Annotated in this window: 28 protein-coding genes; 22 read left to right on the forward strand and 6 right to left on the reverse strand. The window is 72.9% G+C overall.

The window, feature by feature from the left end:
• Window positions 1-5 precede the first annotated feature (5 nt).
• Window positions 6-1,151, forward strand: a complete 1,146-nt coding sequence (locus ABD126_RS13735) for a L,D-transpeptidase (RefSeq protein WP_343934158.1) — start codon at window positions 6-8, stop codon at window positions 1,149-1,151.
• Window positions 1,152-1,239: 88 nt separating this feature from the next.
• On the opposite strand, the gene ABD126_RS13740 is transcribed toward ABD126_RS13735, so the two are convergent.
• Window positions 1,240-1,707 carry a GNAT family N-acetyltransferase gene (locus ABD126_RS13740; protein ID WP_343934159.1) on the reverse strand — a complete coding sequence of 156 codons (468 nt, stop codon included), beginning with the start codon at window positions 1,705-1,707 and terminating at the stop codon, window positions 1,240-1,242.
• A 201-nt stretch (window positions 1,708-1,908) separates the two neighbouring features.
• Between ABD126_RS13740 and ABD126_RS13745 the strand changes: the two genes are divergently transcribed.
• From ABD126_RS13745 to ABD126_RS13770, 6 genes are all read left to right on the forward strand, one after another.
• Window positions 1,909-2,733 (forward strand): alpha/beta fold hydrolase, encoded by an 825-nt coding sequence (locus ABD126_RS13745; RefSeq protein WP_425542803.1) that lies wholly within the window; start codon window positions 1,909-1,911, stop codon window positions 2,731-2,733.
• The gene (gene mshA / locus ABD126_RS13750) at window positions 2,730-3,983 is read left to right on the forward strand and encodes a D-inositol-3-phosphate glycosyltransferase (protein ID WP_343934161.1); all 1,254 of its coding nucleotides are present in this window, start codon (window positions 2,730-2,732) and stop codon (window positions 3,981-3,983) included. The genes ABD126_RS13745 and mshA overlap by 4 nt, the downstream gene beginning before the upstream one ends.
• Window positions 3,980-4,462, forward strand: a complete 483-nt coding sequence (locus ABD126_RS13755) for a type III secretion system chaperone family protein (RefSeq protein ID WP_343934162.1) — start codon at window positions 3,980-3,982, stop codon at window positions 4,460-4,462. The genes mshA and ABD126_RS13755 overlap by 4 nt, the downstream gene beginning before the upstream one ends.
• Window positions 4,463-4,533: 71 nt before the next feature.
• The gene (locus ABD126_RS13760; RefSeq protein ID WP_343934163.1) at window positions 4,534-5,439 is read left to right on the forward strand and encodes a DUF4349 domain-containing protein; all 906 of its coding nucleotides are present in this window, start codon (window positions 4,534-4,536) and stop codon (window positions 5,437-5,439) included.
• A 392-nt stretch (window positions 5,440-5,831) separates the two neighbouring features.
• The gene (locus ABD126_RS13765) at window positions 5,832-7,391 is read left to right on the forward strand and encodes a 4-coumarate--CoA ligase family protein (RefSeq protein ID WP_343934164.1); all 1,560 of its coding nucleotides are present in this window, start codon (window positions 5,832-5,834) and stop codon (window positions 7,389-7,391) included.
• A gap of 97 nt (window positions 7,392-7,488) precedes the next feature.
• The gene (locus ABD126_RS13770; RefSeq protein WP_343934165.1) at window positions 7,489-7,998 is read left to right on the forward strand and encodes a hypothetical protein; all 510 of its coding nucleotides are present in this window, start codon (window positions 7,489-7,491) and stop codon (window positions 7,996-7,998) included.
• Here ABD126_RS13770 and ABD126_RS13775 read toward each other — a convergent pair.
• Entirely contained in the window at window positions 7,995-8,390 is a 396-nt protein-coding gene (locus ABD126_RS13775; RefSeq protein WP_343934166.1) for a RidA family protein, read from the reverse strand. The genes ABD126_RS13770 and ABD126_RS13775 overlap by 4 nt on opposite strands.
• 21 nt (window positions 8,391-8,411) lie before the next feature.
• Between ABD126_RS13775 and ABD126_RS13780 the strand changes: the two genes are divergently transcribed.
• Entirely contained in the window at window positions 8,412-8,966 is a 555-nt protein-coding gene (locus ABD126_RS13780) for a CGNR zinc finger domain-containing protein (RefSeq protein ID WP_343934167.1), read from the forward strand.
• Here ABD126_RS13780 and ABD126_RS13785 read toward each other — a convergent pair.
• Window positions 8,963-9,778, reverse strand: coding sequence for an SDR family oxidoreductase (locus tag ABD126_RS13785; protein ID WP_343934168.1), 816 nt, complete (start codon window positions 9,776-9,778; stop codon window positions 8,963-8,965). The two genes, ABD126_RS13780 and ABD126_RS13785, sit on opposite strands and share 4 nt — an antisense overlap.
• A 108-nt stretch (window positions 9,779-9,886) precedes the next feature.
• Here ABD126_RS13785 and ABD126_RS13790 point away from each other — a divergent pair, with 108 nt between their 5' ends.
• Window positions 9,887-10,633, forward strand: coding sequence for a phosphoglyceromutase (locus tag ABD126_RS13790; protein WP_343934169.1), 747 nt, complete (start codon window positions 9,887-9,889; stop codon window positions 10,631-10,633).
• Here ABD126_RS13790 and ABD126_RS13795 read toward each other — a convergent pair.
• Entirely contained in the window at window positions 10,630-11,259 is a 630-nt protein-coding gene (locus ABD126_RS13795) for a DNA-binding response regulator (RefSeq protein ID WP_343934170.1), read from the reverse strand. The two genes, ABD126_RS13790 and ABD126_RS13795, sit on opposite strands and share 4 nt — an antisense overlap.
• Window positions 11,260-11,325: 66 nt before the next feature.
• On the opposite strand from ABD126_RS13795, the gene ABD126_RS13800 reads away from it, so the two are divergent.
• From ABD126_RS13800 to ABD126_RS13860, 13 genes are all read left to right on the forward strand, one after another.
• Complete coding sequence (locus ABD126_RS13800; protein WP_343934171.1) at window positions 11,326-12,126, forward strand: oxidoreductase; 801 nt, start codon at window positions 11,326-11,328, stop codon at window positions 12,124-12,126.
• A gap of 108 nt (window positions 12,127-12,234) precedes the next feature.
• On the forward strand, window positions 12,235-13,428 hold the full coding sequence (locus ABD126_RS13805; RefSeq protein ID WP_343934172.1) for a sensor histidine kinase: 1,194 nt from the start codon (window positions 12,235-12,237) through the stop codon (window positions 13,426-13,428).
• Window positions 13,425-14,105 carry a response regulator gene (locus ABD126_RS13810; protein ID WP_343934173.1) on the forward strand — a complete coding sequence of 227 codons (681 nt, stop codon included), beginning with the start codon at window positions 13,425-13,427 and terminating at the stop codon, window positions 14,103-14,105. Before ABD126_RS13805 ends, ABD126_RS13810 begins: the two co-directional genes overlap by 4 nt.
• Window positions 14,106-14,132: 27 nt before the next feature.
• A complete protein-coding gene (locus ABD126_RS13815; protein ID WP_343934174.1) occupies window positions 14,133-15,143 on the forward strand; it encodes a Ppx/GppA family phosphatase in 1,011 nt (336 codons plus the stop codon).
• Window positions 15,143-16,747 carry a hypothetical protein gene (locus ABD126_RS13820; RefSeq protein ID WP_343934175.1) on the forward strand — a complete coding sequence of 535 codons (1,605 nt, stop codon included), beginning with the start codon at window positions 15,143-15,145 and terminating at the stop codon, window positions 16,745-16,747. The genes ABD126_RS13815 and ABD126_RS13820 overlap by 1 nt, the downstream gene beginning before the upstream one ends.
• Window positions 16,744-17,529 (forward strand): sugar phosphate isomerase/epimerase family protein, encoded by a 786-nt coding sequence (locus tag ABD126_RS13825; protein WP_343934176.1) that lies wholly within the window; start codon window positions 16,744-16,746, stop codon window positions 17,527-17,529. The genes ABD126_RS13820 and ABD126_RS13825 overlap by 4 nt, the downstream gene beginning before the upstream one ends.
• Before the next feature lie 54 nt (window positions 17,530-17,583).
• Window positions 17,584-18,504, forward strand: coding sequence for a proline dehydrogenase family protein (locus ABD126_RS13830; RefSeq protein ID WP_343934177.1), 921 nt, complete (start codon window positions 17,584-17,586; stop codon window positions 18,502-18,504).
• 20 nt (window positions 18,505-18,524) lie between these two features.
• Window positions 18,525-19,331: a thioesterase family protein gene (locus tag ABD126_RS13835; protein WP_343934178.1), complete on the forward strand. Its 807-nt coding sequence runs from the start codon at window positions 18,525-18,527 to the stop codon at window positions 19,329-19,331.
• Between the two features lie 353 nt (window positions 19,332-19,684).
• Entirely contained in the window at window positions 19,685-20,497 is an 813-nt protein-coding gene (proC, locus tag ABD126_RS13840; RefSeq protein ID WP_343934179.1) for a pyrroline-5-carboxylate reductase, read from the forward strand.
• Window positions 20,498-20,617: 120 nt separating this feature from the next.
• Window positions 20,618-20,827 (forward strand): helix-turn-helix domain-containing protein, encoded by a 210-nt coding sequence (locus tag ABD126_RS13845; protein WP_343934180.1) that lies wholly within the window; start codon window positions 20,618-20,620, stop codon window positions 20,825-20,827.
• Window positions 20,828-20,952: 125 nt separating this feature from the next.
• Window positions 20,953-21,054, forward strand: coding sequence for a 30S ribosomal protein bS22 (locus ABD126_RS13850; protein WP_015105422.1), 102 nt, complete (start codon window positions 20,953-20,955; stop codon window positions 21,052-21,054).
• A gap of 184 nt (window positions 21,055-21,238) precedes the next feature.
• Window positions 21,239-22,276: an NAD-dependent epimerase/dehydratase family protein gene (locus ABD126_RS13855; RefSeq protein WP_343934181.1), complete on the forward strand. Its 1,038-nt coding sequence runs from the start codon at window positions 21,239-21,241 to the stop codon at window positions 22,274-22,276.
• A 10-nt stretch (window positions 22,277-22,286) separates the two neighbouring features.
• Window positions 22,287-23,243, forward strand: a complete 957-nt coding sequence (locus ABD126_RS13860) for a lysophospholipid acyltransferase family protein (RefSeq protein WP_343934182.1) — start codon at window positions 22,287-22,289, stop codon at window positions 23,241-23,243.
• A 100-nt stretch (window positions 23,244-23,343) separates the two neighbouring features.
• Here the strand turns inward: ABD126_RS13860 and ABD126_RS13865 are convergent, their stop codons facing one another.
• Both ABD126_RS13865 and ABD126_RS13870 read right to left on the reverse strand, forming a co-directional pair.
• Window positions 23,344-24,237, reverse strand: coding sequence for an HAD family hydrolase (locus ABD126_RS13865; protein WP_343934183.1), 894 nt, complete (start codon window positions 24,235-24,237; stop codon window positions 23,344-23,346).
• Between the two features lie 39 nt (window positions 24,238-24,276).
• Window positions 24,277-25,440, reverse strand: a complete 1,164-nt coding sequence (locus ABD126_RS13870) for a DUF5667 domain-containing protein (protein WP_343934184.1) — start codon at window positions 25,438-25,440, stop codon at window positions 24,277-24,279.
• Window positions 25,441-25,450 lie beyond the last annotated feature (10 nt).

The following is a 25,450-nucleotide window of genomic DNA, read 5'->3' on the forward strand; positions in this document are numbered from 1 at the left end:
TCGAAGTGCGCAAGAGAGTCACGGCCCTGCTGCTGGCGGGTCTGGTGCTGGCCGGGTGCTCCGCCGAGGTCGAGCCCGGGTCGGCGAAGCCGGAGGGCGGCGACAAGCCCCCGGTGGCGAAGTTCACCACCGCGCCCGCCGACGGCGCGACCGACGTGCCGGTCAACCAGCCGGTCAAGGTCACCGTCGCCGAGGGCACCATCGACCAGGTCACGCTGACCAACCCCGAGGGCGAGGCCGTCGAGGGCAAGGTCGCCGAGGACAAGAAGTCCTGGGCCAGCACCGAGCCGCTGGGCTACGGCAAGAGCTACACCTACGCGGGCGGGGCCACCGGCACGGACGGCAAGAAGGTCGAGCTGAAGGGCGCGTTCACCACGCTCACCCCGGCCTCCCAGGTCCGCGCCACCCTGTTCCCCGGCGACGACCAGACCGTCGGCGTCGCCGTCCCGATCATGGTCAAGTTCGAGGCGGACGTGACCGACCGCGCCAGTGCCGAGAAGGCCCTGACCGTCACCAACTCCGCCAACGTCAAGGGCAGCTGGGCCTGGCTGAACCCGCGCGAGGTGCACTACCGGCCGGAGACGTACTGGCCCGCGAACACCAAGGTGCACGTCGAGGCCAAGCTCTACGGCGTGCCCTACGGCGGCGGAGCGTTCGGCAAGGCCGACGTGACCAGCGACTTCACCATCGGCCGCCACCAGGTGGTGAAGATCCACACGCCGTCGCACCAGCTCGTGGTGGAGCGCGACGGGCAGCAGGTGGCCAGCTACCCGGCCTCCTTCGGCCGGGACGCGGACGCGGAGCTGACCACCCCGAACGGCACGTTCGTGGTCATGCAGAAGGACCCGCAGTTCAGCTTCGACAACCCGCGCTACGGCTACACCAACGTGCTGAAGAAGTGGGCCGTCCGCTTCTCCAACCACGGCGAGTTCATCCACGAGAACAACGACAACGCCGCCAACATCGGCCGCGCGAACACCTCCCACGGCTGCGCGAACCTGCTGGAGGCCGACGCCAAGGCGTACTACGACAGCGCCCTGGTGGGCGACCCGGTGGAGGTCACCGGCTCGATCACCACGCTGCCCCCGCAGTTCGACTGGTACGACTGGCAGATCCCGTGGGCGCAGTGGCAGACGATGTCGGCGCTCTAAAACGCGATGTCGGCGCTCTAGAACGCCCGGGAAGGCCCGGTGGCCCACGACTCCTGGAACCCAAGCGACGAGCCACCGGGCCTTTCGCTCACCCGGTGAACTCGTACCGGTGGACCTCCGCGCCGGCGTCGACGAGCGTGAAGCCCGCCTTCACCAGCACGCGGACCGACGCCGGGTTGGCCGGGTCGACGCCCGCGTGGACGACGGTCACCCCCGGCGCGGTCAGGGCGTGCGCCGCCAGCGCCCGGGTCGCCTCGGTGGCGTACCCGAGGCCCCGGCGTGACGGAACGACCCCGTAACCGATCTCCAGGCGGCCGTCGACCGGCGGCCAGAACAGCCCGATCGAGCCGACGACGAGGCCGGTGGCGCGTTCGACGAGCAGGCGGTGGCCGAACCCGCCCCGCCCGGCCGGCCGGTCGGCGAGCAGGCCCGCGATGACGCGGTCGCCCTCGGCGGGGAAGTCCTCCGCCCAGTGGTCCGGGTGGTCGCCCGCCGCGACGGCGGCCAGGTCGGCGTCGGTCCACGCGGGCAGGGCGAGGCGATCAGTGGTGATCAAGGATGTGCTCCGGGTTCTTCGAGAGGAGCGCGCTCAGGCGCGCGTCCGCTGGCTGAGGGCAGGCTGAACACGGCTGCGGGCAGCCATATTCACCAGCTCCTCGGCTCTCGAAGATCCACTTCACCGCCACGCTACCAGAGCCGGCTGTGACGTCGGATCGCATTGGGAAGCGATGGGGTCATCCCAGCGTTGTCCTACGTCGTGCTGACTTCTCTCCTCACCGCCGAGGGCGTGCGGCTCGCCGTCCGGCAGGGCGGGACCGAAGGCCCGGCGGTGGTGCTGGTGCACGGCTGGGCGCAGTCCGGGGAGGTGTGGTCGCACCAGCTCGCCGACCCGTCCTTCCGCGCGTACGCCCCCGACCTGCGCGGACACGGCGCGTCGGACGTCCCGGCGGACGGCTACGGCGACTCGGCGGCGTGGGCGGCCGACCTGCGGGCCGTGCTGGACCACACCGGTCCGGCGGTGCTGGTCGGCTGGTCGTACGGGGGTCTGGTGATCGCCGACTACCTGCGCGCGCACGGCACGGCCGGCGTGCGGGGGCTGGTGCTGGTGGGCGCCGTCACCGAGATCGGTCGCGGCCGACCGGGTGGCGCGACCGGGCCCGCGATGCGCGCGGCGCTGCCCGCCGCGCTGGCGGAGGACCCGTCGGTCGCGGTGCCCGCGCTGGCGGAGTTCTACGAGCGCCAGGGGCGGTTCGACGGGCCGACCCGGCAGTGGATGCTCGGGACGGCCCTGCGGGTGCCCGCGCGGGTGCGCGGGGCGCTGTTCCGGCGCGACGTGGACTCCGCCGAGGTGCTGCGGGCCGTGGACAAGCCGACACTGGTGGTGCACGGCACCGCCGACGAGGTGGTGGACCCGGCCGCCGGGGAGTACGCGGCGGCCACGATCCCCGGAGCCGAGTTGCGGCACTACGAGAACACCGGGCACGCGCCGTTCCTGGAGCAGCCGGAGCGGTTCGCCGCCGACCTGACCGCCTTCGTGGCGCGCACCGCGCGCGGCGCGGAGAACGCCGGGGTCGCGCCGTGAAGCGGGTCGCCGTGCTGTCGGTGCACACCTCGCCGCTGGAGCAGCCGGGCACGGGCGACGCGGGCGGCATGAACGTCTACATCGTGCAGACCGCCGTCCGGATGGCCCGGCGCGGCGTGGAGGTCGAGATCTTCACCCGCGCGACCTCCTCGGACCTGCCGCCGGTCGCCGAACTCGCGCCGGGCGTGACCGTGCGGCACGTCGTGGCCGGGCCGTTCGAGGGCCTGGGCAAGGAGGAGCTGCCCGGCCAGCTGTGCGCGTTCACGGCGGGCGTGCTGCGCGCCGAGGCCCGCCAGGACCCCGGCCACTACGACGTCGTCCACTCGCACTACTGGCTGTCCGGCCAGGTCGGGTGGCTGGCCCGGGAGCGCTGGGGCGTGCCGCTGGTGCACACCGCGCACACCCTGGCCAAGGTCAAGAACGCGAACCTGGCCTCCCACGACACCCCCGAGCCCCGGATGCGGGTGATCGGCGAGGAGCAGGTGGTCGCCGAGGCGGACCTGCTGGTCGCCAACACCGACGTCGAGGCGGGCGAGCTGATCAAGCTCTACGACGCCGACTCGGCCAAGGTCGCGGTCGTGCCGCCCGGCGTGGACCTCGACCGGTTCACGCCCGGCGACCGGGAGGCGGCGCGGGCGGCGCTGGGCCTGCGACCGGACGCCGTGGTGCTCGCGTTCGTGGGCCGCATCCAGCCGTTGAAGGCCCCGGACGTGCTGCTCAAGGCCGCCGCGGACCTCCTGGCGCGGGCGCCCGGCGTCCGGGACCGCCTGGTCGTGCTGGTCGTCGGCGGGCCGTCCGGGTCGGGCATGAAGACCCCCGAGGACCTCAAGCTGCTCGCCGGTGAGCTGGGCATCTCGGACGTGGTGCGGTTCCTGCCGCCGCAGGGCGGCGCGGCGCTGGCCCGCGTGTACCGGGCGGCGGACGTGGTGGCCGTGCCCAGCCACAACGAGTCGTTCGGGCTGGTGGCGCTGGAGGCGCAGGCGTGCGGCACGCCCGTGGTCGCGGCGGCGGTCGGCGGGCTGCCGGTGGCCGTGCGCGACGGCGTGTCCGGGTTGCTGGTCGCGGGCCACGAGCCGGCCGCGTGGGGGCGGGCGCTGGCGCAGGTCGTGCTGCACCCCGCGTTCCGGGAGGAGTTGGCGAGCAACGCCGTGGGCCACGCCCGCCGGTTCTCCTGGGACCGCACGACTGATTCACTTCTCGCGGGGTACGCCCAAGCCCGGGACGTGTTCCGCGAGGAGGTGTTCGCTTGAGCCTGGACGAGACCATCGCGTCCGCTTTGGACGACCGGGAACTGGTCTACCGGCACGACCAGCCCGGCAAGTTCTTCGTGACCCTGCCCGGCACGAAGAAGCTCCAGACCAACTGCTGGCTGGTCGTCGGCCGGCACGCCCTGGTCGTCGAGGCGTTCGTGTGCCGCAACCCCGACGAGGCGCACGAGGACGTGTTCCGCTTCCTGTTGCGCCGCAACGCCAAGCTCTACGGCGTGCACTACACGATCGACACCCGCGGCGACATCTACCTGGTGGGGCGGATCGCCCTGCACGCGGTGACGCCGGAGGAGCTGGACCGGGTGCTCGGGCAGGTGGTGGAGGCCGCGGACGGCGACTTCAACACGTTGCTGGAGATCGGGTTCAAGGGCGCGATCCAGCGGGAGTGGGACTGGCGGGTCTCGCGCGGGGAGTCCCTGGCGAACCTGAAGGCCTTCCAGCACCTGGTGTCCGAATCGTGATCGCGTGAGGCGCAACTGACCTTCGCCGGTGTTCCGTCTGCCGGGTGACGCAAGCCATCCAGGGAGGGGACATGGGCAGACGCACGGGGTTGGCGATAGCGGCGTTGGCGGTGCTCGCGCTGGCCGGGTGTTCGGCCGAGTCGGGCAGCACCACGGGGGAAGCCGCCGACGCGAGGTTGGCCGCGCCCACGCCGCAACAAGGTGCGCTCACGCCGCAGCAGGGCGCGCCGACACCGCAGCAGGGCAAGCCGGGTGAGCCGGCCAAGGGCGAGGTGCAGAACACCGGCGCGGTGCAGCAGGAGCGGCAGCTGGTGCGGACCGCCTCGGTGGAGCTGCGGACCGGGGACGTGACCGCCGTCCTGCGCCAGGTCAAGGAGTCCGCCCTGGCCAAGGGCGGCTACCCGGCGCAGGAGAACGCCACCAGGACCCAGGGCACCGTGACCCTGCGGGTGCCCGGCGACCGCCTCGACGCCGTGCTCCAGGACTTCGAGACCCTGCCCGACACCGAGGTGGCGCGGCGCGACCTGAAGAGCGAGGACGTCACCGAGCAGGTCGTGGACGTCGAGGCGCGGCTGGCCAACCAGCGGGCGAGCGTCGAACGGGTGCGCGGCCTGCTCGAACGGGCCGGCAGCACCTCGGAGATCACCACGATCGAGGCGGAGCTGACCAAGCGGCAGTCCGAGCTGGAGTCGCTCCAGCGCCGGTACGACACGCTCAAGGGCCAGGTCGCCATGTCGACGTTGACCGTCACGGTGAACCAGAAGACCGCACCGCCGGTGATGCCGGAGGAGGAGGACCCGACGTTCCTCAGCGCGTTCGGCGGCGGTTGGGACGCGCTGGTCGGCGCGGTGTCGTGGCTGCTGGTCGTGCTCGGCGCGGTGCTGCCGTTCGCCGTGGTGCTCGGCGTGCCCGTGGTCGCCTACCTGGCGTGGCGGCGCTCGCGCCGGACGGTGGTCACCCGGAAGAGCGTCTCCTGACCCGACGCCCACGGAGAGTGCGCATGCGCGTGGAGCGCGGGGCGGCTTGGGAGAGAGGGGGAGTCGCGAGCTCAAGCCGCCCCGCGTCAGTCCCCGCTACCTGGGGATCCGGGCGGGGGGAGCCCGATGATCCCAGCGGGCCGCGGTTCGACGGGGGGATGGCGAACCGCGGTGGCGCCGAACGAGTCGTCGGAGTGCGTGGGAGCCGACCCGTTGGGCCCTGTCAACTTGGCAGATCGCCGGCGATCACCACAAGACCCCGCGTTACGCCATTCGAGTGTTCTTAGCCGGGTTAAGTAACGTCTCCGTGACCAGGTGCGTGCCTTGACCCGGCCTGTGCCGTGGCTCACGATGGCGGGATCGCAGTTACTTACGAGTAGTGGGGTCGCCGCATGGTCTTCCGCAGTCCATTCCCCGATGTCGAGGTCCCGGACGTCTCGTTGCACGAGCTGTTGTTCGCCGACCTCGGCGACCGCGCCGACCGGGTGGCCCTGGTCGACGGCTCGTCGGGCGCCTCCCTCACCTACCGGCAGCTCGCGGGTGCGGTCGACCGGCTCGCGGCGGCGCTCGCCGAGCGGGGCATCGGCAAGGGCGACGTGGTCGGCATCCTCAGCCCCAACACCCCGTACTACGCGGTCGTCTTCCACGGCATCCTCCGCGCCGGCGCGACCGCGACCACGATCAACGCCCTCTACACCGCCGACGAGGTCGCGCACCAGCTGGCCGACGCGGGCGCGAAGATGCTGTTCACGGTGTCCGTGCTGCTCCCGAACGCCGCTCCGGGCGCGGAGAAGGCGGGCGTGACCGACGTCGTCGTGCTCGACCAGGCCGAGGGCTACCCCAACCTCACCGAGCTGCTCGCCTCGACCGGCCCGGTGCCCGAGGTGGCGGTGGACCCCGAGGACCTCGCCGTCCTGCCGTACTCGTCGGGCACCACCGGCAGGGCCAAGGGCGTGATGCTGACCCACCGCAACCTGGTGGCCAACATCGTCCAGTGCCAGCCGCTGCTCAAGGTCGACGGGCAGACCCGCATCCTCGCCGTGCTGCCGTTCTTCCACATCTACGGCATGCAGGTGCTGATGAACAACGGCCTGTACGTCGGCGCGACCGTCGTGACCATGCCGAAGTTCGACCTGCCGGAGTTCCTGCGGGTCATCCAGGACCACCGCACCAACCGCGTCTACATCGCGCCGCCGGTGGCCGTGGCGCTGGCCAAGCACCCGCTGGTCGACCAGTACGACCTGTCCGCGATCGACACCGTCTTCTCCGGCGCCGCGCCGCTGGACGTCGACCTCGCCGCCGCGGTGGCCAAGCGGCTGGGCTGCCGGGTGTCGCAGGGCTACGGCATGACCGAGATGAGCCCGGTCAGCCACGCCATCCCGGACGGCCGCGACGACATCTCCGTGGGCACGGTCGGCGTGATCGCGCCCAACATGGAGTGCCGGTTCGTGGACCCGGCGACCGGGCAGGACGTGGGCGTCGGCGAGCGCGGCGAGCTGTGGTGCCGCGGCCCGAACGTCATGAAGGGCTACCTGAACAACCCCGACGCGACCGCGGTCACCCTGGACGACGAGGGGTGGCTGCACACCGGCGACGTCGGCGTGATCGACGAGAACGGCCTGGTCAGCATCGTGGACCGGGTCAAGGAGCTGATCAAGTACAAGGGCTACCAGGTGCCGCCGGCGGAACTGGAGGCGCTGCTGCTGACCCATGAGGAGATCGCGGACGCGGCCGTCGTGGGCGTGCGCGACGAGGAGGGCGAAGAGGTGCCCAAGGCGTTCGTCGTGCGCCAGCCGGGGTCGTCGCTGGACGCGGCGGGCGTGATGGAGTTCGTGGCCGCCCAGGTCGCCCCGCACAAGAAGGTGCGGGTGGTGGAGTTCATCGAGGCGATCCCGAAGTCCGCGTCCGGCAAGATCCTCCGGAAGGACCTGCGGGCGCGCGAGAACGCCTGACCGCGCTCGACCGCGAGCCCCTCGGGCGGATGAGCCGTCCGAGGGGCTCCGTCGTCGGGCCGTCCCGCGGCGCGGCGTTCGGGCGTACGGTGAGCGCGTGACCGACGAACGCCATCGGGTGGTCGACGAGCGGGACCGGGCCGCGGCCGAGTGGAACCGGGTCGCCGACGAGCGCGATCGCGCCGCGGCTGAGCGGGACCGGGTCGCCGACCAGCGGGACCAAACCGCCGACCAGCGGGACCAAACCGCCGACGAGCGCGATCAAACCGCCGACGAGCGCGACCGGGTCGCCGATGAACGGGACCGGGCCGCCGACGAGCGCGACCGGGCGGCCGACCGGCGCGAGGAGGGCGCCGACCTGCGGGAGGACCGGCTCCGGCGGCGGGCGGACGACTTCGCCCGGCTCTCGCCCCTCCGCGGGCGGGACCAGTTGGACCGCAGCGCCGATGCCCTCCGGCTGGCCCAGGACGCGATCGGCCGCTCCCAGGCCCGGCTGGACCGCGCCGCCGCCGCCCTCGACTCCTCCGCCCGGCGCGCCCAGCGCGAGCAGGCCGAGGTGGACCGCGAGGTCCGGCGCAGCGAGCGCGGTCTGGGCGAACCGCGCTAGAGCGCGGCGACGGCCTCGATCTCGACCAGGTAGGCCGGGTTCGCGAGGCCGGACACGATCTGCACCGTGATCGCCGGCGGGTTCGCGCGTCCGCCCCACACCTGCTGGAACGCGCCGAAGCCGGGACCGATGTGGGCGCGGTCGGTGGCGATGATCGTCCACTTCACGACGTTCTCCAGCGTGCCGCCGGCGGCTTCGAGGACCGCTTCGAGGTTGCGGAACGCCTGGACGGACTGGGTGAAGGCGTCGTCCCCGACGACCTGGCCGTGCTGGTCGACCCCGTTCTGGCCGCCGACGAAGAGCAGTGAACCGGGACCGTCCACCTTGACCGCCTGGCTGAAGGCCGGGTTGGCGTGCAGTGCGGGCGGGTTGAGATGCGTGACGCTCGACATGGCACCAGTTATAGTGGTGCCATGTCGGTGAGTCAACGGATCCCCCGCGACCAGCGCCGCCGGTTCCGCACCGGGCGGCCCTGCCTGGACTTCACGCACACCGGTGGCGACGGCCCTTACGCGGTGTGGGAGTTGCTGCACACGCCCGAGGACGTGGCGCTGTACGTGGGCGGGCTGCTCGACGTGGAGTTGTCCGTGGTGGACGCGGACGTGGCCGCGCTGAAACCGCTGCGCGCCGCCCTCACCAACGCCGCCCGCGGCGCGGCGCGGGGGATCCCGCCCTCGGACGCCGACGTGGCCGTGATCAACACCGTGGCCGCGACCCCGCCGCTCGTCCCGCGCCTGGCGGACGGCCGGGTCGTGCTCACACCGGGCACGCTGCCGCAGGCCCTGTCCACGCTCGCCCGGGACGCGATCGACCTGTTCTCCTCCCCGCTGCGCGACCGCGTCCGGGTGTGCGCGGCCGAGGACTGCGGGTTGCTGTTCGTGGACGCGTCGAGGCCCGGCCTGCGCAGGTGGTGCTCCATGGAGCGTTGCGGCGACCGGGCCAAGAAGCGCAAAGCGCGCGCGGGCTAGCGGAAGGAGGCCGCGTTCTCGGCCGCCCACGCGGCGAAGTCCCGCGGCGGGCGGCCCAGCACGTCCTGGACCACCGGTGACACGCGGGTCGCCGCAGCGGGCGGGTGGCCGTGCCAGTCCAGCAGGAACTCGGCCATGTCCGGCGACATCCCGCCCGCGACGTACCGGTCCCGCGCCTGCTCGTAGGTCAGTTCGTGGAAGGCGAACCGCTGCCCGACGGCGTCCCCGAGGATCCGCAGCTTCTCCCGTGGCGACAGCACTTCCGGCCCCGTGACGGGGTAGCGCCGACCGCCGTGGCCCCCGGACGCCAGCACGGCCGCCGACACCGCGCCGACGTCGGCCTCGTCCACCCCGGCGGTCGGCACGTCCGCGAACGGCTCGTCCAGCACGCCGCTCGCGCGCAGCCGTTCGGCCCAGGTGAACGTGTTGGCGTGGAAGTCCGTCGCCTCCAGAACCGTCCACTCCAGACCGGAATTCGCGACCGCCTGCTCCACCGGGCCCCAGAACCCGTTCCACAGCACCGAGATCCGCCGCACGCCCGCCTCGGTCGCCAACCGGACGATCTCCGGCCCGGTGGTCAGCGTGGCGTAGTCGTCGCCGCCGACCGTGAGCAGGTGGACGCCGGTCACGCCCTTGAACGCCGTCTCCAGCGTCTCGGGCCGGGTCAGGTCCCCCTCGACGACCTCGACCCCCGTCAACCCGGCCCGCCGGGCGTCCCGCGTCAGCGCGCGCACCGGGTGTCCCCCGCGCCGCAGGTGCGCGACCACCTCACGGCCCGCCTTACCGGTCGCGCCGGTCACCAGAAAAGTCATGCTCCCGACGCTAGGATCTCCACCAAACTAGAGGTCAACTGCAACGATCCAGCGTCGGCTGTCACAGCGGATGCGACCCGCGGCCGGTCATCTGGCAGGCTTGCGGCCATGGCTGTCGGAACCCTGGTGCTGCTCCGCCACGGCGAGAGCGTCTGGAACGCGGAGAACCTGTTCACCGGCTGGGTGGACGTCCCCCTGTCCGAGAAGGGCGTGCGGGAGGCGCAGCGCGGCGGCGTGCTGCTGCGCGAGGCGAACCTGCTGCCGGAGGTCGTGCACACGTCCCTGCTGCGCCGTGCCATCTCCACGGCCAACCTGGCCCTGGACGCGGCCGACCGGCACTGGATCCCGGTCAAGCGCGACTGGCGCCTCAACGAGCGCCACTACGGCGCGTTGCAGGGCAAGAACAAGAAGCAGACGCTGGAGGAGTTCGGCGAGGAGCAGTTCATGCTCTGGCGCCGCTCCTACGACACCCCGCCGCCGCCGATCGAGCCGGGCACGGAGTTCAGCCAGGACGCCGACCCGCGCTACGCCGGCCTCGGCCCGGACCTGCCGCTCACCGAGTGCCTGCTCGACGTCGTGAAGCGGATGGTCCCGTACTGGGAGTCCGCGATCGTGCCGGACCTGCGCGAGGGCAGGACCGTCCTGGTCGCCGCCCACGGCAACTCGCTGCGGGCCCTGGTCAAGCACCTCGACGGCATCTCCGACGAGGCCATCGCGGGCCTGAACATCCCCACCGGCATCCCGCTGCGCTACGACCTGGACGAGGACCTGCGCCCGGTCACGCCCGGCGGCACCTACCTCGACCCGGACGCCGCCGCGGACGCGATCAAGGCCGTGGCCAACCAGGGCCGCTAGACCAGCCCCAGGTCCCGGGCGCGGACCCCGGCCTGGAACCGCGAGGACGCGCCCAGCGCGGACATCAGCTCGGCCACGCGGCGGCGGTACGTGCGCACGGACATCCCGAGCGCGCGTGCCGCCGCCGCGTCGGTCGCGCCGCCGCTGAGCGCCTCCACCACACGGGGCACGACGGCCCGCAACTCGGCCATGTCCGCCTCGTGCACCGCCAACGGCGTCCCGCCGCGCCACGCCGCCTCGAACAGCGACCGCACGCCGTGGACCACCTCGACCTGTGTGATCACGCTGTAGCTGCGGGCGCCCCGGGACTCGTCGCCGGCCAGGATGGCGACCCGGTCGTCCAGCAGGATCGTCTCGTTGACCTCGTGGGCGCTGATCCGCACGTCCGCGCCGTGCGAGGCCATGACCCGCGCGTGCTCGGCCCACGTCGGCTCCAGCATGGTCGAAAGCCGGAACAGCTTGCGCACTCGTTCCGCCCGCTGCCGGGGCAGGATCTTCGGGTGCGTGCCCATCCAGGTGCGCAGCGCGTTGGCCGCGCACGCCAACTCCTCGGTGGCCGCCTCGAACAGATGCCCCGCACGCGCGTACAGCTCCGCCTCGCCCCGCACCACCACGACACCGCTCACGTGTCCAGCTTGGCAGCTAGTTGCCAATCCCGGCGGCGGTTCCGGAGCCCGACCACAGTGGACCGCGTGCTGAACCTCAACCGCGTCGGCTACGGCGCCATGCAGCTCACCGGCCCCGGCGTCTACGGCCCGCCGCCGGACCGCGAGGCCGCCAAGCGCGTCCTGCGCAGGGCCGTCGAGCTGGGCGTCGACCACATCGACACCAGCGACTACTACGGCCCGCACGTGGTCAACGAGCTGATCCGCGAAGCCCTGCACCCCTACGACGGCCTGACGATCGTCACCAAGGTCGGCTACCGCCGCACCGCCGACCAGGACTGGGTCCCCGCGCGCACCGCCGACGACCTGCGCCAAGCCGTCCACGACAACCTGCGCAACCTCAAGGTGGACCGCCTCGACGTGGTCAACCTGCGCGTGGACGGCTCTCACGTCCCCCTCGAAGAACCCCTCACCGCCCTCGCCGGGCTCCGCGAGGAGGGCCTGATCCGCGACCTCGGCATCAGCAACACCACGCGGCTGGAGGAGGCGCTGGCGATCACCCCGGTCGTCTGCGTCCAGAACCACTACAACATCGCCCACCGCGACGACGAGCCGACGTTGGAAGCCGCCGCCGCCCGGGGCGTCGCCTACGTCCCGTTCTTCCCGCTCGGCGGCTTCACGCCTCTTCAGGACCAGGCCCTGGACGAGGTCGCGGCGGCCCACGACGCGACCCCGCGCCAGGTCGCCCTGGCGTGGCTCCTGCACCGCTCACCCACCGTGCTGCTGATCCCCGGCACGTCGTCCGAACGACACCTTGAGGAGAACCTGGCGTCCGCGGAACTGCGCCTGTCCGAACAGGACCTCACCCGCTTGGACACGATTGGGTGAACGGCGGCTGACCTACCAGAAAACATCGGTGCCAGACGGTGTCGCAGGAGTCACGAACCACGCCTGCGGGCTAGGCCGTACCCGCCCTGACCTGCTTACGATGCCTCCGTGACCGCAACGGGTTACCTCGTCCTGTCGATCGGCGTTCTGCTGATCGGCGGTGCGGCGTTCCTCGTGGGGCGTGCGACCGGGACCAACAAAGCGCAGCGGCCGGCCGGGCTCACCGTCGCCGACCTCATGGCCATGGTGGTCCAGTCCTCCCACGACGGGATCGTCGTCCTCAACGTCTTCGGCGACGTCGTCCTGCACAACCCGCGTGCCGAGGAGCTCGGCGTCGTCCGGAACAACCGGGTCGACGACCGGGCCCGCCGCGCCGCCGAGCTCACCCGCCAGACCGGCGAGGTCGTCCACGTGGACGTCTCCCCGCTGGAGGTCAAGGGCCGCCAGCCGGAAGCCGTGCACGCCACCGTCAAGGTGCTGACCGACGGGTTCGTGGTCGTGGAGGCCTCCGACGAGTCGGAGTCGGTCCGGCTGGAGGCCACCCGCCGCGACTTCGTCGCCAACGTCAGCCACGAGCTCAAGACCCCGGTCGGCGCGCTCGCCCTGCTCGCCGAGGCCGTCCTGGACGCCTCCGACGACCAGGAGGAGGTGCGCCGGTTCAGCGCGAAGATCATGCAGGAGGCCACCCGCCTGGGCACCCTGGTCACCGAGCTGATCGCGCTGTCCCGGTTGCAGGGCGCGGAGAAGCTGCCCGAGCTGAACCGGGTCGGGATCGACGTCGTGGTCAGCGAGGCGCTGGGCCGCTCCAAGCTCGCCGCCGAGTCCGCGGGCATCGAGATCACCACCGACGAGCCCAGCGGCCTGGAGGTCGAGGGCGACCGGACCCTCCTGGTCACCGCGTTGAGCAACCTGCTCGACAACGCCGTCGCCTACTCGCCGCCGGGCAGCCCCGTCTCGGTCAGCCGCAAGCTGGTGAACGGGTTCGTCGAGATCGCGGTCACCGACCGCGGCATCGGCATCGCCGAGGACCAGCAGACCCGCGTGTTCGAGCGGTTCTACCGCGTGGACAAGGCCCGCTCGCGCGCAACCGGCGGCACCGGTCTCGGCCTCGCGATCGTCAAGCACGTCGCCGCGAACCACGGCGGCGAGGTCAAGCTGTGGAGCCTGCCCGGCACCGGCTCGACCTTCACCCTGCGCATCCCGGCGCACCCCGACCGGGAAGAGCAGACCACCGACCTACCCAAGCCGGAACTCGCTGTCCCTGTGCCGACCAGCGCGGGCAAACCCGGAGGAGAGCTGTGACCAGGGTGCTCATCGTGGAGGACGAGGAGTCCTTCGCCGATCCGCTCGCCTTCCTGCTGCGCAAGGAGGGCTTCACCGCGGCGCTCGCGGCCACCGGCCAGGAGGCGCTGGAGGAGTTCGACCGCAACGGCGCCGACATCGTGCTGCTCGACCTCATGCTGCCCGGCATGAGCGGCACCGACGTGTGCAAGCAGCTGCGCGCCCGCTCCGCCGTCCCCGTGATCATGGTCACGGCCCGGGACAGCGAGATCGACAAGGTCGTCGGCCTGGAACTGGGCGCGGACGACTACGTCACCAAGCCGTACTCGGCGCGCGAGCTGATCGCCCGCATCCGGGCGGTGCTGCGCCGCGGCGGCGAGTCCGAGGAGCTGTTGCCGCAGGTCCTGGAGGCCGGACCGGTGCGGATGGACGTCGAGCGGCACGTGGTGACCGTCGACGGCGCCGAGGTGAACCTGCCGCTGAAGGAGTTCGACCTCCTGGAGTACCTGCTGCGCAACGTCGGCCGGGTGCTCACCCGCGGCCAGCTCATCGACCGGGTGTGGGGCGCGGACTACGTCGGCGACACCAAAACCCTGGACGTGCACGTCAAGCGGCTGCGCTCGAAGATCGAGCCGGACCCGTCGGCGCCGCGCCACCTGGTGACGGTGCGCGGACTGGGCTACAAGTTCGAGTCCTGACCGCCCCGACCGGGTACGGTGCACGCCGTGCGCCTCGGGGTCCTTGATGTGGGGTCCAACACCGTCCACCTGTTGGTGGTGGACGCTCATCGGGGTGCCCACCCCACGCCGATGAGTTCGGAGAAGTCGGTCCTGCGGCTGGCCGAGCAGCTCGACGGCGACGGCCTGCTCACCAAGGCGGGCGCCGACCGGCTGGTCCGGGCGGTCGCCGCCACCAAGGCCTCCGCGGCCCGGCTGGGCTGCGAGGACCTGATGGCCTTCGCCACCTCGGCCGTCCGCGAGGCGGGCAACTCCGCCGAGGTGCTGGACCGGGTCCGCACCGAGACCGGCGTGGACCTCAAGGTCCTGTCCGGCGAGGACGAGGCCCGCTACACGTTCCTGGCGGTGCGCCGCTGGTACGGGTGGTCCGCGGGCCGCCTGCTGTGCCTGGACATCGGCGGCGGCTCGCTGGAGCTGGCGGTCGGCGTGGACGAGGAGCCCGAGGAGGCGTTCTCGGTGCCGCTGGGCGCGGGTCGGCTGACCCGGACCCGGTTCCACCACGACCCGCCGAGCCGCCAGGAGGTCGCCGAGACCACCGAGTGGCTGGACGACCAGCTCGCGCCGGTCGCGAAGAAGCTGCGCCGGGTCGGCGCGCCGGACCGGGTGGTGGCCACCTCCAAGACGTTCCGCACGCTGGCCCGGCTGACCGGCGCGGCCCCGTCGTCGGCCGGACCGCGCGCCCGCCGGGTGCTCACCCACGCCGGGCTGCGGCAGCTCATCGGGTTCGTCTCCCGGATGTCGGCGAGCGACCTCGCGGAGTTGGAGGGGGTCAGCGCGAGCCGGGCCCACCAGCTCGTGGCGGGCGCGCTCGTGGCGGAGGCCACCATGCGAGCCCTGTCACTCGGTGAGCTGGAGATTTGCCCCTGGGCGCTGCGGGAAGGTGTCATCCTGCGTCGCCTGGACCACACTGATGGCGCAGACCAGGACACCCCCGCGACCCGCACCCGCCGGTCGGGTGACACTGGACGGACTGGCCGCCACGGGGCACGGTGGAGTTGATGAGTCGAGAGAGCGAGTCGGAGCAGACCCAGCGCACGGTCGCGGAGTTGCTCGCCCAGTACGGCGGGGGCTCCGGCGAGGTGTCGCCGCGTCGGCGACGCCGCCGTGCCGAGGACGCCTCGGACACCGCTCCGCAGGCGATCATCGACCGGGTCAACTCGGACAGCGGCCGGCTGCTGCCGGTGCGCGACGACGACCCGCCGCCGACCGGCCGCCGCGCGGCCCCCGAGCAGACCGCCTACACCCCGCCGGTGACGCCCGAGCCGTTCGCCCGGCCGGCCGAGCCGCCGTTCGAGCCGCCGTTCGAGGGGCGCCGCGAACCCGCGGAGCCGCCGTTCGACGGCCGCCGCGACCCGGCCGAGCCGCCGTTCGACGCTCGCCGCGAACCCGCCGAGCCGCCGTTCGAGGGCCGCGGCGCCCGCCGCGGGTCCCGGTCCGCCGAGTCGTTCGCGCCGGGCGAGGGACGTGCCGCCCGACCCGCGCCGCCCGCGGTCGAACCGCCCTTCACCCCGGAGCCGCCGCGGTCCCGCCTGGACGCCGCCTTCACCCGGACCCCGCCGCGGGCCGCCGAACCGCCCCGCCGGGGCGTGCCCGCGCCGACCGAGGCCGAGGAGACCCGGCAGGTACCGCCGATCGTCGACGACTACGCCGACGACTACCCCGAGCCGCCGCGACCGACGCCGCCCGACCCGTCGTCCCGGCTCACGCCCGCGCCCGACGCGGCCCGCCTCGCGCCGCCGGACGCGGCTCGGCTCGCCGCGCCGGATGCAGGTCGCCTCGCTGGAGCGGATGCCGGTCGTCTCGCTGGGGCGGATGCCGGTCGCATCGCTGGGGCGGAGGCGGGTCGCCTCGCGCCGCCGGATGCCGGTCGGCTCGCAGGGGCGGAGGCGGGTCGTCTCGCGCCGCCGGACGCAGGCCGGGGCGCGCCGCCGGACGCCGGTCGGCCCCGCCCGCCGCAGGCCGACCCCGAGTCGTCCCGCGCGAGCCTGGCCCGCCCGGTGCCGCCGCGGGAGCCGGTCACCGAGGTGCTGCCGCGCATCGCCGACAAGCTGACCCCGAACGTGCCGCTGGAGTCGCTGCCCACCGAGTCGGTGCTGATCGTGCCGCCGGCGCCGGGCCCCATGCCCGACCCGCTGCCCGACCAGACCGCCGAGGACTGGTTCGGCGACGACTCCGGTGAGATGCCGGTGGTCGAGCCGGAGAGCACCCAGTTCCACCCCTACGTCGACCTGGACGAGGACGACGACGACGACGACTTCCGCCGCCCCGTCGCCGCCGAGGACGACGAGCCGGCCGGCCTCGCCGACGCCGACGAGGTGGAGGAGGAGGCGGGCGACCGCTCACCGGGCCGCGAGTGGCTGGTCATGATCGGCCAGCTCGCCGTCGGCGTGCTCGGCGGCGCGGCGCTGTGGCTGGGCTTCAACTTCCTGTGGCGCACCCTCGCGCCGGCCGCCCTGGTGGTGGCGCTGGCGGTGACCGTGGGCCTGGTGCTCCTGGTGCGCCGCATCCGCCGCGCCGACGACCTCCAGACCACGGTCCTGGCCGTGCTGGTCGGCCTGATCGTCACCGTGTCCCCGGCCGCGATGCTCCTGGTGAAGTCTTGATCCCGGTCGGCCTGTCCACGGCCGCCGTGTGGCCGCGCCCGGTCGGCGCGGCGTTCGAGGCCGCCGCCGAACTGGGCTACGACGGCGTCGAGGTCATGGTGTGGGCCGACCCGGTCAGCCAGGACGTGCGGGCGTTGCAGCGGTTGGTGCAGCGCAGCGGCGTGCCGGTGCTGGCCGTGCACGCGCCGTGCCTGCTGATCAGCCAGCGCGTGTGGTCGCCGGACCCGGTGGAACGGCTGCGCCGCAGCGTCCGGGCCGCGCAGGACCTGGGCGCGCGGACCGTCGTCGTGCACCCGCCGTTCCTGTGGCAGCGCCGGTACGCCGAGACGTTCCCGGACCTGGTCGCGGGCCTGGAGGACGAGAGCGGCGTCGCCATCGCGGTGGAGAACATGTTCCCGGTGCGCCGCAAGCTCGGCCGCGGCCGGTCGGTCGCGGTGACGGCGTTCCGGCCGTCCATCGACCCCACCGACGTGGGGCACCGCAACTACACGCTCGACCTGTCCCACGCCTCCGCCGCGCACATGGACGCGATGGAGCTGGCCAAGCGGATGGGCGACGGGCTGACCCACGTGCACCTGGCCGACGGCAGCGGCCTGCCCAAGGACGAGCACCTGGTGCCGGGGCGCGGCACGCAGCCGTGCGCCGAGCTGCTGGAGTCGCTCGCCCCGGCCGGCTTCACCGGGCAGGTGGTGCTGGAGGTCAACACCCGCAAGGCCAAGACCGACGCCGACCGCCGGGACCTGCTGGCCGAGTCGCTGCTGTTCGCCCGGCTGCACCTGTGAGCGCCCGTCGCTTGAGTCGAGCTTTCCCGCCGACCAACGACTAGGGTCTTGATCGTGAATCCGTTGCGCTCGTTGATCCTCGCCGCCGCGGGCAACGAAGCGGTCCGGCGGGCGGTCGCGTCGGCGCCGGTGAGCCGCGACGTCGTGCGCCGGTTCGTCGCTGGTGAGACCGTGGCCTCGGCGGTGGAAGTGACCGGTGACCTGGTCGAGGACGGGTTGCGGGTCACGCTGGACTACCTGGGCGAGGACACCACGGACCGCGCGCGGGCCGAGCGGACCGTGCAGGCCTACCTCGCCCTGCTCGACCGGCTGCACGACGTGGGGCTGGCCGCCGACGCCGAGGTCAGCGTCAAGCTGTCCGCCGTCGGCCAGGCCCTGGACGAGCGGCTCGCGCTGGACAACGCCTCCCGCGTGTGCGCGGCGGCCGAGCAGTGCGGCACGACGGTCACCCTCGACATGGAGGACCACACCACCACGGATTCGACCCTGCGGGTGCTGGCCGAGCTGCGCCGGGCTTGGCCGGACACGGGCGCGGTGCTCCAGGCGTACCTGCGGCGGACGCTGGACGACTGCGTCGCGCTGGCCGGCACCCGGGTCCGGCTGTGCAAGGGCGCGTACGCGGAGCCCGCGTCGGTGGCGTTCGTCGACCCGCACGAGGTGGACCTGAACTACGTGCGGTGCGCCAACGTCCTGCTCGGCGGTGGCGGCTACCCGATGTTCGCCACGCACGACCCGAGGTTGGTCGAGATCGTCGGCGAGCGGTCGCGGTGGTACGGGCGTTCGGTGGAGGACTTCGAGTTCCAGATGCTCTACGGCGTGCGGCCGACTGAGCAGCGGCGGCTGGCGGCGGAGGGGCACGTGGTGCGGGTGTACGTGCCGTTCGGCGAGCAGTGGTACGGCTACCTGATGCGGCGGCTGGCCGAGCGGCCCGCGAACGTGGCGTTCTTCCTGCGGTCCCTGGTCAGCCGCTCGTGAGGGGTTCGGTGAGTTCTCCGGTGGTCTTCTCTGTCGCCAACGCGGTGCGCCCGTTGGGCGACGGCACGTACACGGCGTCGTTGCCCGGCGAGTGGACCATCGGGCCCAAGCCGCATGGCGGGTTCCTGCTGGCGTTGGCGGCTCGGGCGGCGGTCGACGCCGCGCAGGTCGCCATGCCGGGGGACGAGCGGGAGCCGTTGGCGGTGAGCGCCCAGTTCCTGCACGCGCCCGAGGTGGGGCCGGTGCTGTTGCGGACGTCCGTGCGCAAGGCCGGGCGGACGGCGACCGTGGTGGCGGTCGTGCTGGAGCAGCGCGGGCGGGCGTGCGTCGAGGCGGTGGTGACGGTCGGCCGGATGCCCGCGCAACAGCCGGACTACGCCGACCTGCCGCTGGTGGCCGCGTCCCCGCCGCCGGACGCCGTCGACCTGGCGACGTTGGGGTCCGGCGGGGTCTACAAGCTGGGCGCGGTGTGCGACGTCCGCCTGGACCGGGCGGGTGCGGGCTTCCTGACCGGCCGGGTCGGCGACCCGCTGGTGCTGACGCTGTGGGCGCGGCCGTCGGGCGAGGAGCCGGACCCGTACTTCGCGCTGGTGGTCGGGGACATCTCGATGCCGGTGACGTTCAACCTGGGGCGGTTCGGGTGGTCGCCGACCGTGCAGTTGACGGCGTTGCTGCGGGCTCGGCCGGTGGGTGGGTGGTTGCGGGTGCGGGTCGCTTGTTCCGCTGTGCACGGGCAGTGGTTCGACGAGGACGCGACTGTCATCGACGCTTCCGGTCGGTTGGTCTGTCAGGCTCGGCAGCTCGCGCTCACTCCTGCATCTTCGTGAGCTTCTTGCTTCGGGCTGTGGCACCAACGCTACCAAGATCAAGAGTGAAAGATTCAGAGCGAAAGCCAAAAGCGCCTCGCCGGCGGGCAGGCCCCCGGGGGGGTGGAAGGGCGTCGGTTCGTCCCCCGCACGGCCTGCCGGAGGCAACCACGGATCGCCGGGGTCGTCCAAAAAACTTTCGCTCGTTCCTCGCGAAACTTTTTCAGGCCGACCCCGGCGATCCGTGGTTGGGCTGCGCCCAGGCCGTACGGGGACGAACCGAGGCCCTTCCTGTGCTGGTAGCCCGTTGGCCGCGCTTCGCGCGGAGCGCGCCCCTGGGGAGCGGTTGGGTGGGGGAGTGGCAGGCTAAGGCCATGACGACGATCGCGGTGCTGGGGGCGGGGAAGATCGGGGAGGCCTTGCTGTCCGGGCTGTTGCGCGGTGGGCGGGCGCCCGAGGAGTTGGTGTTCACCGAGAAGCACCCGGATCGGGCTGCCGCCCTCACCGAGGAGTACGGCGTCGAGGGGCTCGACGTCACCGAGGCCGCCCGCCGGGCCGACGTGCTGGTGGTGGCGGTCAAGCCGCAGGACATCGAGCCGCTCCTGGACGAGCTCGCGCCCGTGCTCAAGCCCGGCACGCTGGTCGTGTCGCTGTGCGCCGGTCTGCCGACCTCGCTGTTCGAGCGCCGGTTGCCCGAGGGGACGCCGGTCGTCCGGGTCATGCCCAACACCCCGATGCTGGTCGGCGAGGCCATGAGCGCCATCTCCGCGGGCCGGTACGCCGCCGCCGAGCACCTCGCCCTGGTCGAGGAGCTGCTCGCCACCGTCGGCAAGGTCGCGCGGGTGCCCGAGAGCCAGCAGGACGCCGTCACGGCCCTGTCCGGGTCGGGGCCCGCCTACTTCTTCTTCCTGGTCGAGGCCATGATCGACGCGGGCATCCTGCTCGGCATCCCGCGTGACCTGGCCACGCAGTTGATCATCCAGAGCGCGGTCGGGGCGGCGCAGATGCTCAGCCGGAACGACACCCACCCGGTGATCCTCCGCGAGGCCGTCACCTCGCCCGCCGGCACGACCATCATGGCCATCCGCGAACTGGAGAAGCACGGGGTCCGCGCGGCCATGCTGGCGGCCATCGAGGCTGCTCGGGACCGTTCGGTGGAACTGGGACAGGCCCACGAGGCCCACTGATACCGCCATTGGCCGTCGCACCAGTCCCACGTGTCCCGTTACTCTCGGAGGAGCACGTGCGTGTCGAACCGTCGGTGGGGAAGCCGACGGCACGACGCGTGTCGAAGGACGCGGTGATCCATGCCGGAGGACAACGATCGAGCACCCCTGGTCCAGGTCAAGTTCCTGACCGTCGCCGAGGTGGCGCAGGTGATGCGAGTGTCGAAGATGACGGTGTACCGGCTGGTGCACTCGGGCGAGCTGACCGCGGTGCGGGTCGGCAAGTCGTTCCGGGTGCCCGAGAAGGCGGTCCACGAGTACCTGCGGAACGCCTACTTCGACGCCGGGTGAGGGCGGGCGCCGGCAGCCGGGTAAACTGACAGGCCGTTCGTGCCTGGTGTCGGCGCGCCCGAGTTTGGCGGGTGTCTCCACCGGCGCGTGGAGAAACACCTTCGTCTAGTGAGTGAGGAACCCGCATGGGCTCGGTCATCAAGAAGCGCCGCAAGCGCATGTCGAAGAAGAAGCACCGCAAGCTGCTGCGCAAGACCCGCGTCCAGCGCAGGAAGCGCGGCAAGTAAGCCCTGGTCTTCGGTGCCGGCGTCCCCCCGCGGGGCGCCGGCACCGGCATGTCCGGCGGCCATCCGGGTGAACGGCGCGGTGACCTGCGTCAAGAGCGTGACCGCGAGACGATCGGGTACCCGAATCCGTGGGTAGAGTCCACGTCGCAGCCGTCCGCGCAGGTCGCAACCGTCTCGGAGTCGCATGGCGCCCAAGGTCGTTCTCGTCACCGGATGCAGCCGCTACCTCGGCGGCCACCTCGCCGCGCGCTTCGCCGCCAACCCGGACATCGACCGGGTGCTCGGCGTGGACACCGAGCCGCCGCCGCGTGACCTGCTGCGCCGCATGGGGCGCGCCGAGTTCGTCCGCGCGGACATCCGCAACCCGCTCATCGCCAAGGTCATCGCCACCGCGCACGTCGACACGGTCGTGCACGCCTCGGTGACCGCCAACCCGGCCGGGCCGACCGGGCGGACGGTGATGAAGGAGATGAACGTCATCGGCACGATGCAGCTGCTGGCCGCGTGCCAGAAGTCGCCGCACGTGCGCAAGCTCGTCGTGAAGTCCACCAGCGCCGTCTACGGGTCCTCCTCGCGCGACCCGGCGGTGTTCACCGAGGACATGGGACCCAAGGACCTGCCGTCCAGCGGGTACGCCAAGGACGCCGTCGAGGTCGAGGGCTACGTGCGCGGGTTCGCCCGCCGCCGGCCGGACGTGGACGTGACCGCGCTGCGGTTCACCAACTTCATCGGCCCGCGCATCGACACCGTCCTGACCAGGTACTTCGCCCTGCCCGTGGTCCCCACGGTGCTCGGCTACGACGCCCGCGTGCAGCTGCTGCACTCCGAGGACGCGCTGGCCGTGCTGGAACGCGCCACCCTGCACGACCTGCCCGGCGTGTTCAACGTCGGCGGCGACGGGGTGCTGCTGCTGTCCCAGGCGATCCGCCGCGCGGGCAAGCTGCCGCTCCCGGTGCCCACGGCCGCCGTGCCGACGGTGGGCCGGCTGTTCCGCAGCGCGCGTCTGGTGGACTTCTCCCCGGACCAGATGCGGTTCCTGAACTGGGGCCGCGTCGTGGACACCACGCTGCTCAAGCGCGAGTTCGGCTTCACCCCGCGCTGGACGACGCAGCAGGCCTTCGACGACTACGTGAGCGGTCGCGGCATGCGGCCCCTGATCGACCCCGAGCTGGTGGCGTCGGTCGAGCGCGGCGTGCTCGACGCGGCGGCGAAGCTCCGCTGAGGAGGTGGACGTGGCAGAGGCGAGGGTGATCCCCCTGCGGACACCGGACCGGCGCGGCGGGTTGGCGCGGGTCCCGGACCCCGTCGACCCGGGCCCGGAGGCCCGGGAGGCGCAGCCGGCGGCGTCGGAGTGGGAGGAGCGCCTGGCGGGCGTCCTGGCCTTCCTCCGGCGGCGCGTGCAGGGCGACTACGAGGTGGACGAGTTCGGCTTCGACCCGGACCTGACCGACCACGTCCTGATGCCCCCGCTGAAGCCGCTGTACGAGAAGTGGTTCCGGGTGGAGACCATCGGCCTGCACAACGTGCCCGCGACCGGCGGCGCGCTCCTGGTGGCCAACCACTCCGGCACCCTGCCGCTGGACGCCACCATGACCGCCTACGGCATCCGGGCCGAGCACCCGGCGCACCGCCACCTGCGCATGCTGGGCGCGGACCTGGTGTTCAAGACCCCGGTCCTGGGCGCGCTGGCCCGCAAGTCCGGTCAGACGCTGGCGTGCAACCCGGACGCGGAGCGGCTGCTGCGGTCCGGCGAGCTGGTCGGCGTGTGGCCGGAGGGCTTCAAGGGCATCGGCAAGCCGTTCAAGGACCGGTACAAGCTGCAGCGCTTCGGCCGGGGCGGCTTCGTGTCGGCGGCGCTGCGGACCGGGGTGCCGATCATCCCGTGCTCGATCGTGGGCGCGGAGGAGATCTACCCGAAGATCGGCGACATCAAGGCGCTGGCGCGGCTGTTCGGCTTCCCGTACTTCCCGGTGACCCCGTTCTTCCCGCTGCTGGGCCCGCTGGGCGCGATCCCGCTGCCGTCGAAGTGGTACATCGAGTTCGGCGAGCCGATCCGCACCGACGTCCACGGCGAGGGCGCGGCGGACGACCCGATGCTGGTGTTCAACCTGACCGACCAGGTGCGGGAGACCATCCAGCAGACCCTGTACCGGCTGCTGACCCAGCGGCGCAACGTCTTCCTGGGCTAGCCCGGCGACCGCTGCCGTCGTTGGGGGGCGGCGGATCCGGCGTTGTCGGGCCTGTCACGGGTAGCCGCCGGGGCGCGCCTCGCCGGACGCCGGGCGAGGCCTACACGCGCCGTCGGTACGCCATGCCCGCCGCGATCGCGCCCGCCACCGCGCCCGCGCCCAGCACGGACGGCACGCCGATCTTCGCCGCCTTCCGGCCGGTGCGGAAGTCGCGGATCTCCCAGCCGCGCTTGCGGGCCGTCTCGCGCAGGCCCGAGTCCGGGTTGACCGCCACCGCCGTGCCCACCACCGACAGCATCGGCACGTCGTTGACCGAGTCCGAGTACGCCGTGCACCGCCGCAGGTCCAGGCCCTCCTTCGCGGCCAGCGCGCGGACCGCGTGCGCCTTCGCCCGGCCGTGCAGGAGGTCGCCGACGAGCTTGCCGGTGTAGATGCCGTTCTCGTTCTCCGACACCGTCCCCAGCGCGCCGGTCAGGCCCAGCCGCCGGGCGATGATCTGCGCCAGCTCCACCGGGGTCGCGGTGACCAGCCACACCCGTTGCCCGGCGTCCAGGTGCATCTGGGCCAGCGCCTGCGTGCCGGTCCAGATCTTGTCGGCCATCAGCTCGTCGTAGATCTCCTCGCCGAGGCTGACCAGCTCCGCCACCGAGCGGCCCGCGACGAAGCTCAGGGCCTGCTCGCGCGACGCCTTGACGCTCTGCGGGTCCTCCCGGCCGCCGACCCGGAACTTGATCTGCTGCCAGGCGAACCCCATGAGGTCGGAGTTCTTGAAGTACTTGCGGGCCGCCAGGCCGCGGGCGAAGTGGAAGATCGACGCGCCCATCATCATCGTGTTGTCCACGTCGAAGAACGCGGCGGCGGTCAGGTCGGTGGGCGCGCCGGACGGTTCCGGCGCGAGCGGGGTGGCCAGCGCGGCCTCGGCCGAGGCCGCACCGGCCAGTTCGGCGAGCCGTTCGCGCTCGGCAGAGCCCTCCACCACACGCCTTTTCACCACGTCAGCGCCTCCCGGGGTCCGATGGGGACAGGGTAGCGATCAGCCGGTGAGACCGGGCAGCGGTAGCTGGGGCAGCGAGAGTGTCGGCAGCTGGACGGGTGGCGTGACGGTCGTCGTCACGGTCGGCAGCGGCAGCGGGAGCGACGGGTCCTGCGTGCCCGGGGTGCCGGGCGTGGCAGCGGGCGGCGCGGGGGACTCGCCGCCCGGCGTCGTCGGGCCGCCACCCGGGGTGGACACCAGGACCGACGGCTGCTCGGTCGGGGACGGGCTGGGCGCGGTGGACGGCGGCGCGCACTCGCCGGTCGCCGGCACGGGGCCGACGTCGTCGGTCTGGCCGGTGGTCACGGTGGCGCACGCGGTCCGCGCGGCGAGGTCGGTGGCCCGCCGGGCGATGCGGTCGAGCAGGTCGAGGGACGTGCCGGCCCGGTCGGCGGCCTGCGTGGGCAGGCGACCGCGCAAGTCACCCAGTCGGGTGGTCTGGGACACCGCCCAGTCGCGCAGCCCGGTCAGGGCGCGCTGGTCCGAGTTCGACCCGAACGCGGCCAGCACGCGGGAACCGGCCGCGGCGTCGGCGTCGAAGTCGGCCAGCGCGGTCAGGTACCCGCCCAGCGGCCCGCCGCCGGAGTCGCGGTAGCGGTCGGCCAGCGTCTCCATCTCGGACACGCGGGCAGCCGCGAACTCCAGCCGCTTGTACCCCTTGGACTCCTCGCCGAAGGTCAGGCCCAGCGAGGCCGACTCGGCGGTGCGCTTGACGCCGTAGAGCGCGTCGCCGGGCAGCGCGTCGCGGGAGAGCAGCAGGCTCATCCCGGTCAGCGACAGCACCAGGCACAACGCGGCGGCCAGGGCGACGGCTAATCGCCCCCGCGCCCCGCCCCGGGGTCCGCGCCGGTCGAGCTTGGTCGGCGGGGACGGGCTCGCGCCGAGCACCCGTTCCCGCATCCGCGCCCTGGCCGCGTCGTCCGGACCGCTCGTCGCCGCCGCCGCGCGCAGCAGCGCCACGACGGCCAGCTCGTCGGCGAACTCGGCGTCGGCGGTGGCCGGGGGTCGCGCGTCGGCGGGGCGGCCGGGCTCGGGCCGCGCCGGTCGTCCCGGCCCGGGCGGAGCGTCGGCCGGCTGTCCGTGCTCGGCTTGCGCGTCGACCGCACGAGCGAAGCGCTCGTGCTGCCTGCGACGCCCCAGCGGCGTGATCCTTCTGCCCACCATCCCGCACCGA

Origin of the sequence: Saccharothrix mutabilis subsp. mutabilis (assembly GCF_039521145.1) — a bacterium.
Lineage (GTDB): Bacteria > Actinomycetota > Actinomycetes > Mycobacteriales > Pseudonocardiaceae > Actinosynnema > Actinosynnema mutabilis.

Bases quoted from the DNA above. Each gene is read 5' to 3' on its own strand.
- ABD126_RS13870 (WP_343934184.1), bottom strand. From the start codon at position 25,440: ATGGTGGGCAGAAGGATCACGCCGCTGGGGCGTCGCAGGCAGCACGAG.
- ABD126_RS13850 (WP_015105422.1), top strand. From the start codon at position 20,953: ATGGGCTCGGTCATCAAGAAGCGCCGCAAGCGCATGTCGAAGAAGAAG.
- ABD126_RS13855 (WP_343934181.1), top strand. From the start codon at position 21,239: ATGGCGCCCAAGGTCGTTCTCGTCACCGGATGCAGCCGCTACCTCGGC.
- ABD126_RS13785 (WP_343934168.1), bottom strand. From the start codon at position 9,778: ATGACTTTTCTGGTGACCGGCGCGACCGGTAAGGCGGGCCGTGAGGTG.
- ABD126_RS13780 (WP_343934167.1), top strand. From the start codon at position 8,412: ATGTCGGTGAGTCAACGGATCCCCCGCGACCAGCGCCGCCGGTTCCGC.
- ABD126_RS13790 (WP_343934169.1), top strand. From the start codon at position 9,887: ATGGCTGTCGGAACCCTGGTGCTGCTCCGCCACGGCGAGAGCGTCTGG.
- ABD126_RS13820 (WP_343934175.1), top strand. From the start codon at position 15,143: ATGAGTCGAGAGAGCGAGTCGGAGCAGACCCAGCGCACGGTCGCGGAG.
- proC (WP_343934179.1), top strand. From the start codon at position 19,685: ATGACGACGATCGCGGTGCTGGGGGCGGGGAAGATCGGGGAGGCCTTG.
- ABD126_RS13765 (WP_343934164.1), top strand. From the start codon at position 5,832: ATGGTCTTCCGCAGTCCATTCCCCGATGTCGAGGTCCCGGACGTCTCG.
- ABD126_RS13845 (WP_343934180.1), top strand. From the start codon at position 20,618: ATGCCGGAGGACAACGATCGAGCACCCCTGGTCCAGGTCAAGTTCCTG.
- ABD126_RS13775 (WP_343934166.1), bottom strand. From the start codon at position 8,390: ATGTCGAGCGTCACGCATCTCAACCCGCCCGCACTGCACGCCAACCCG.
- ABD126_RS13760 (WP_343934163.1), top strand. From the start codon at position 4,534: ATGGGCAGACGCACGGGGTTGGCGATAGCGGCGTTGGCGGTGCTCGCG.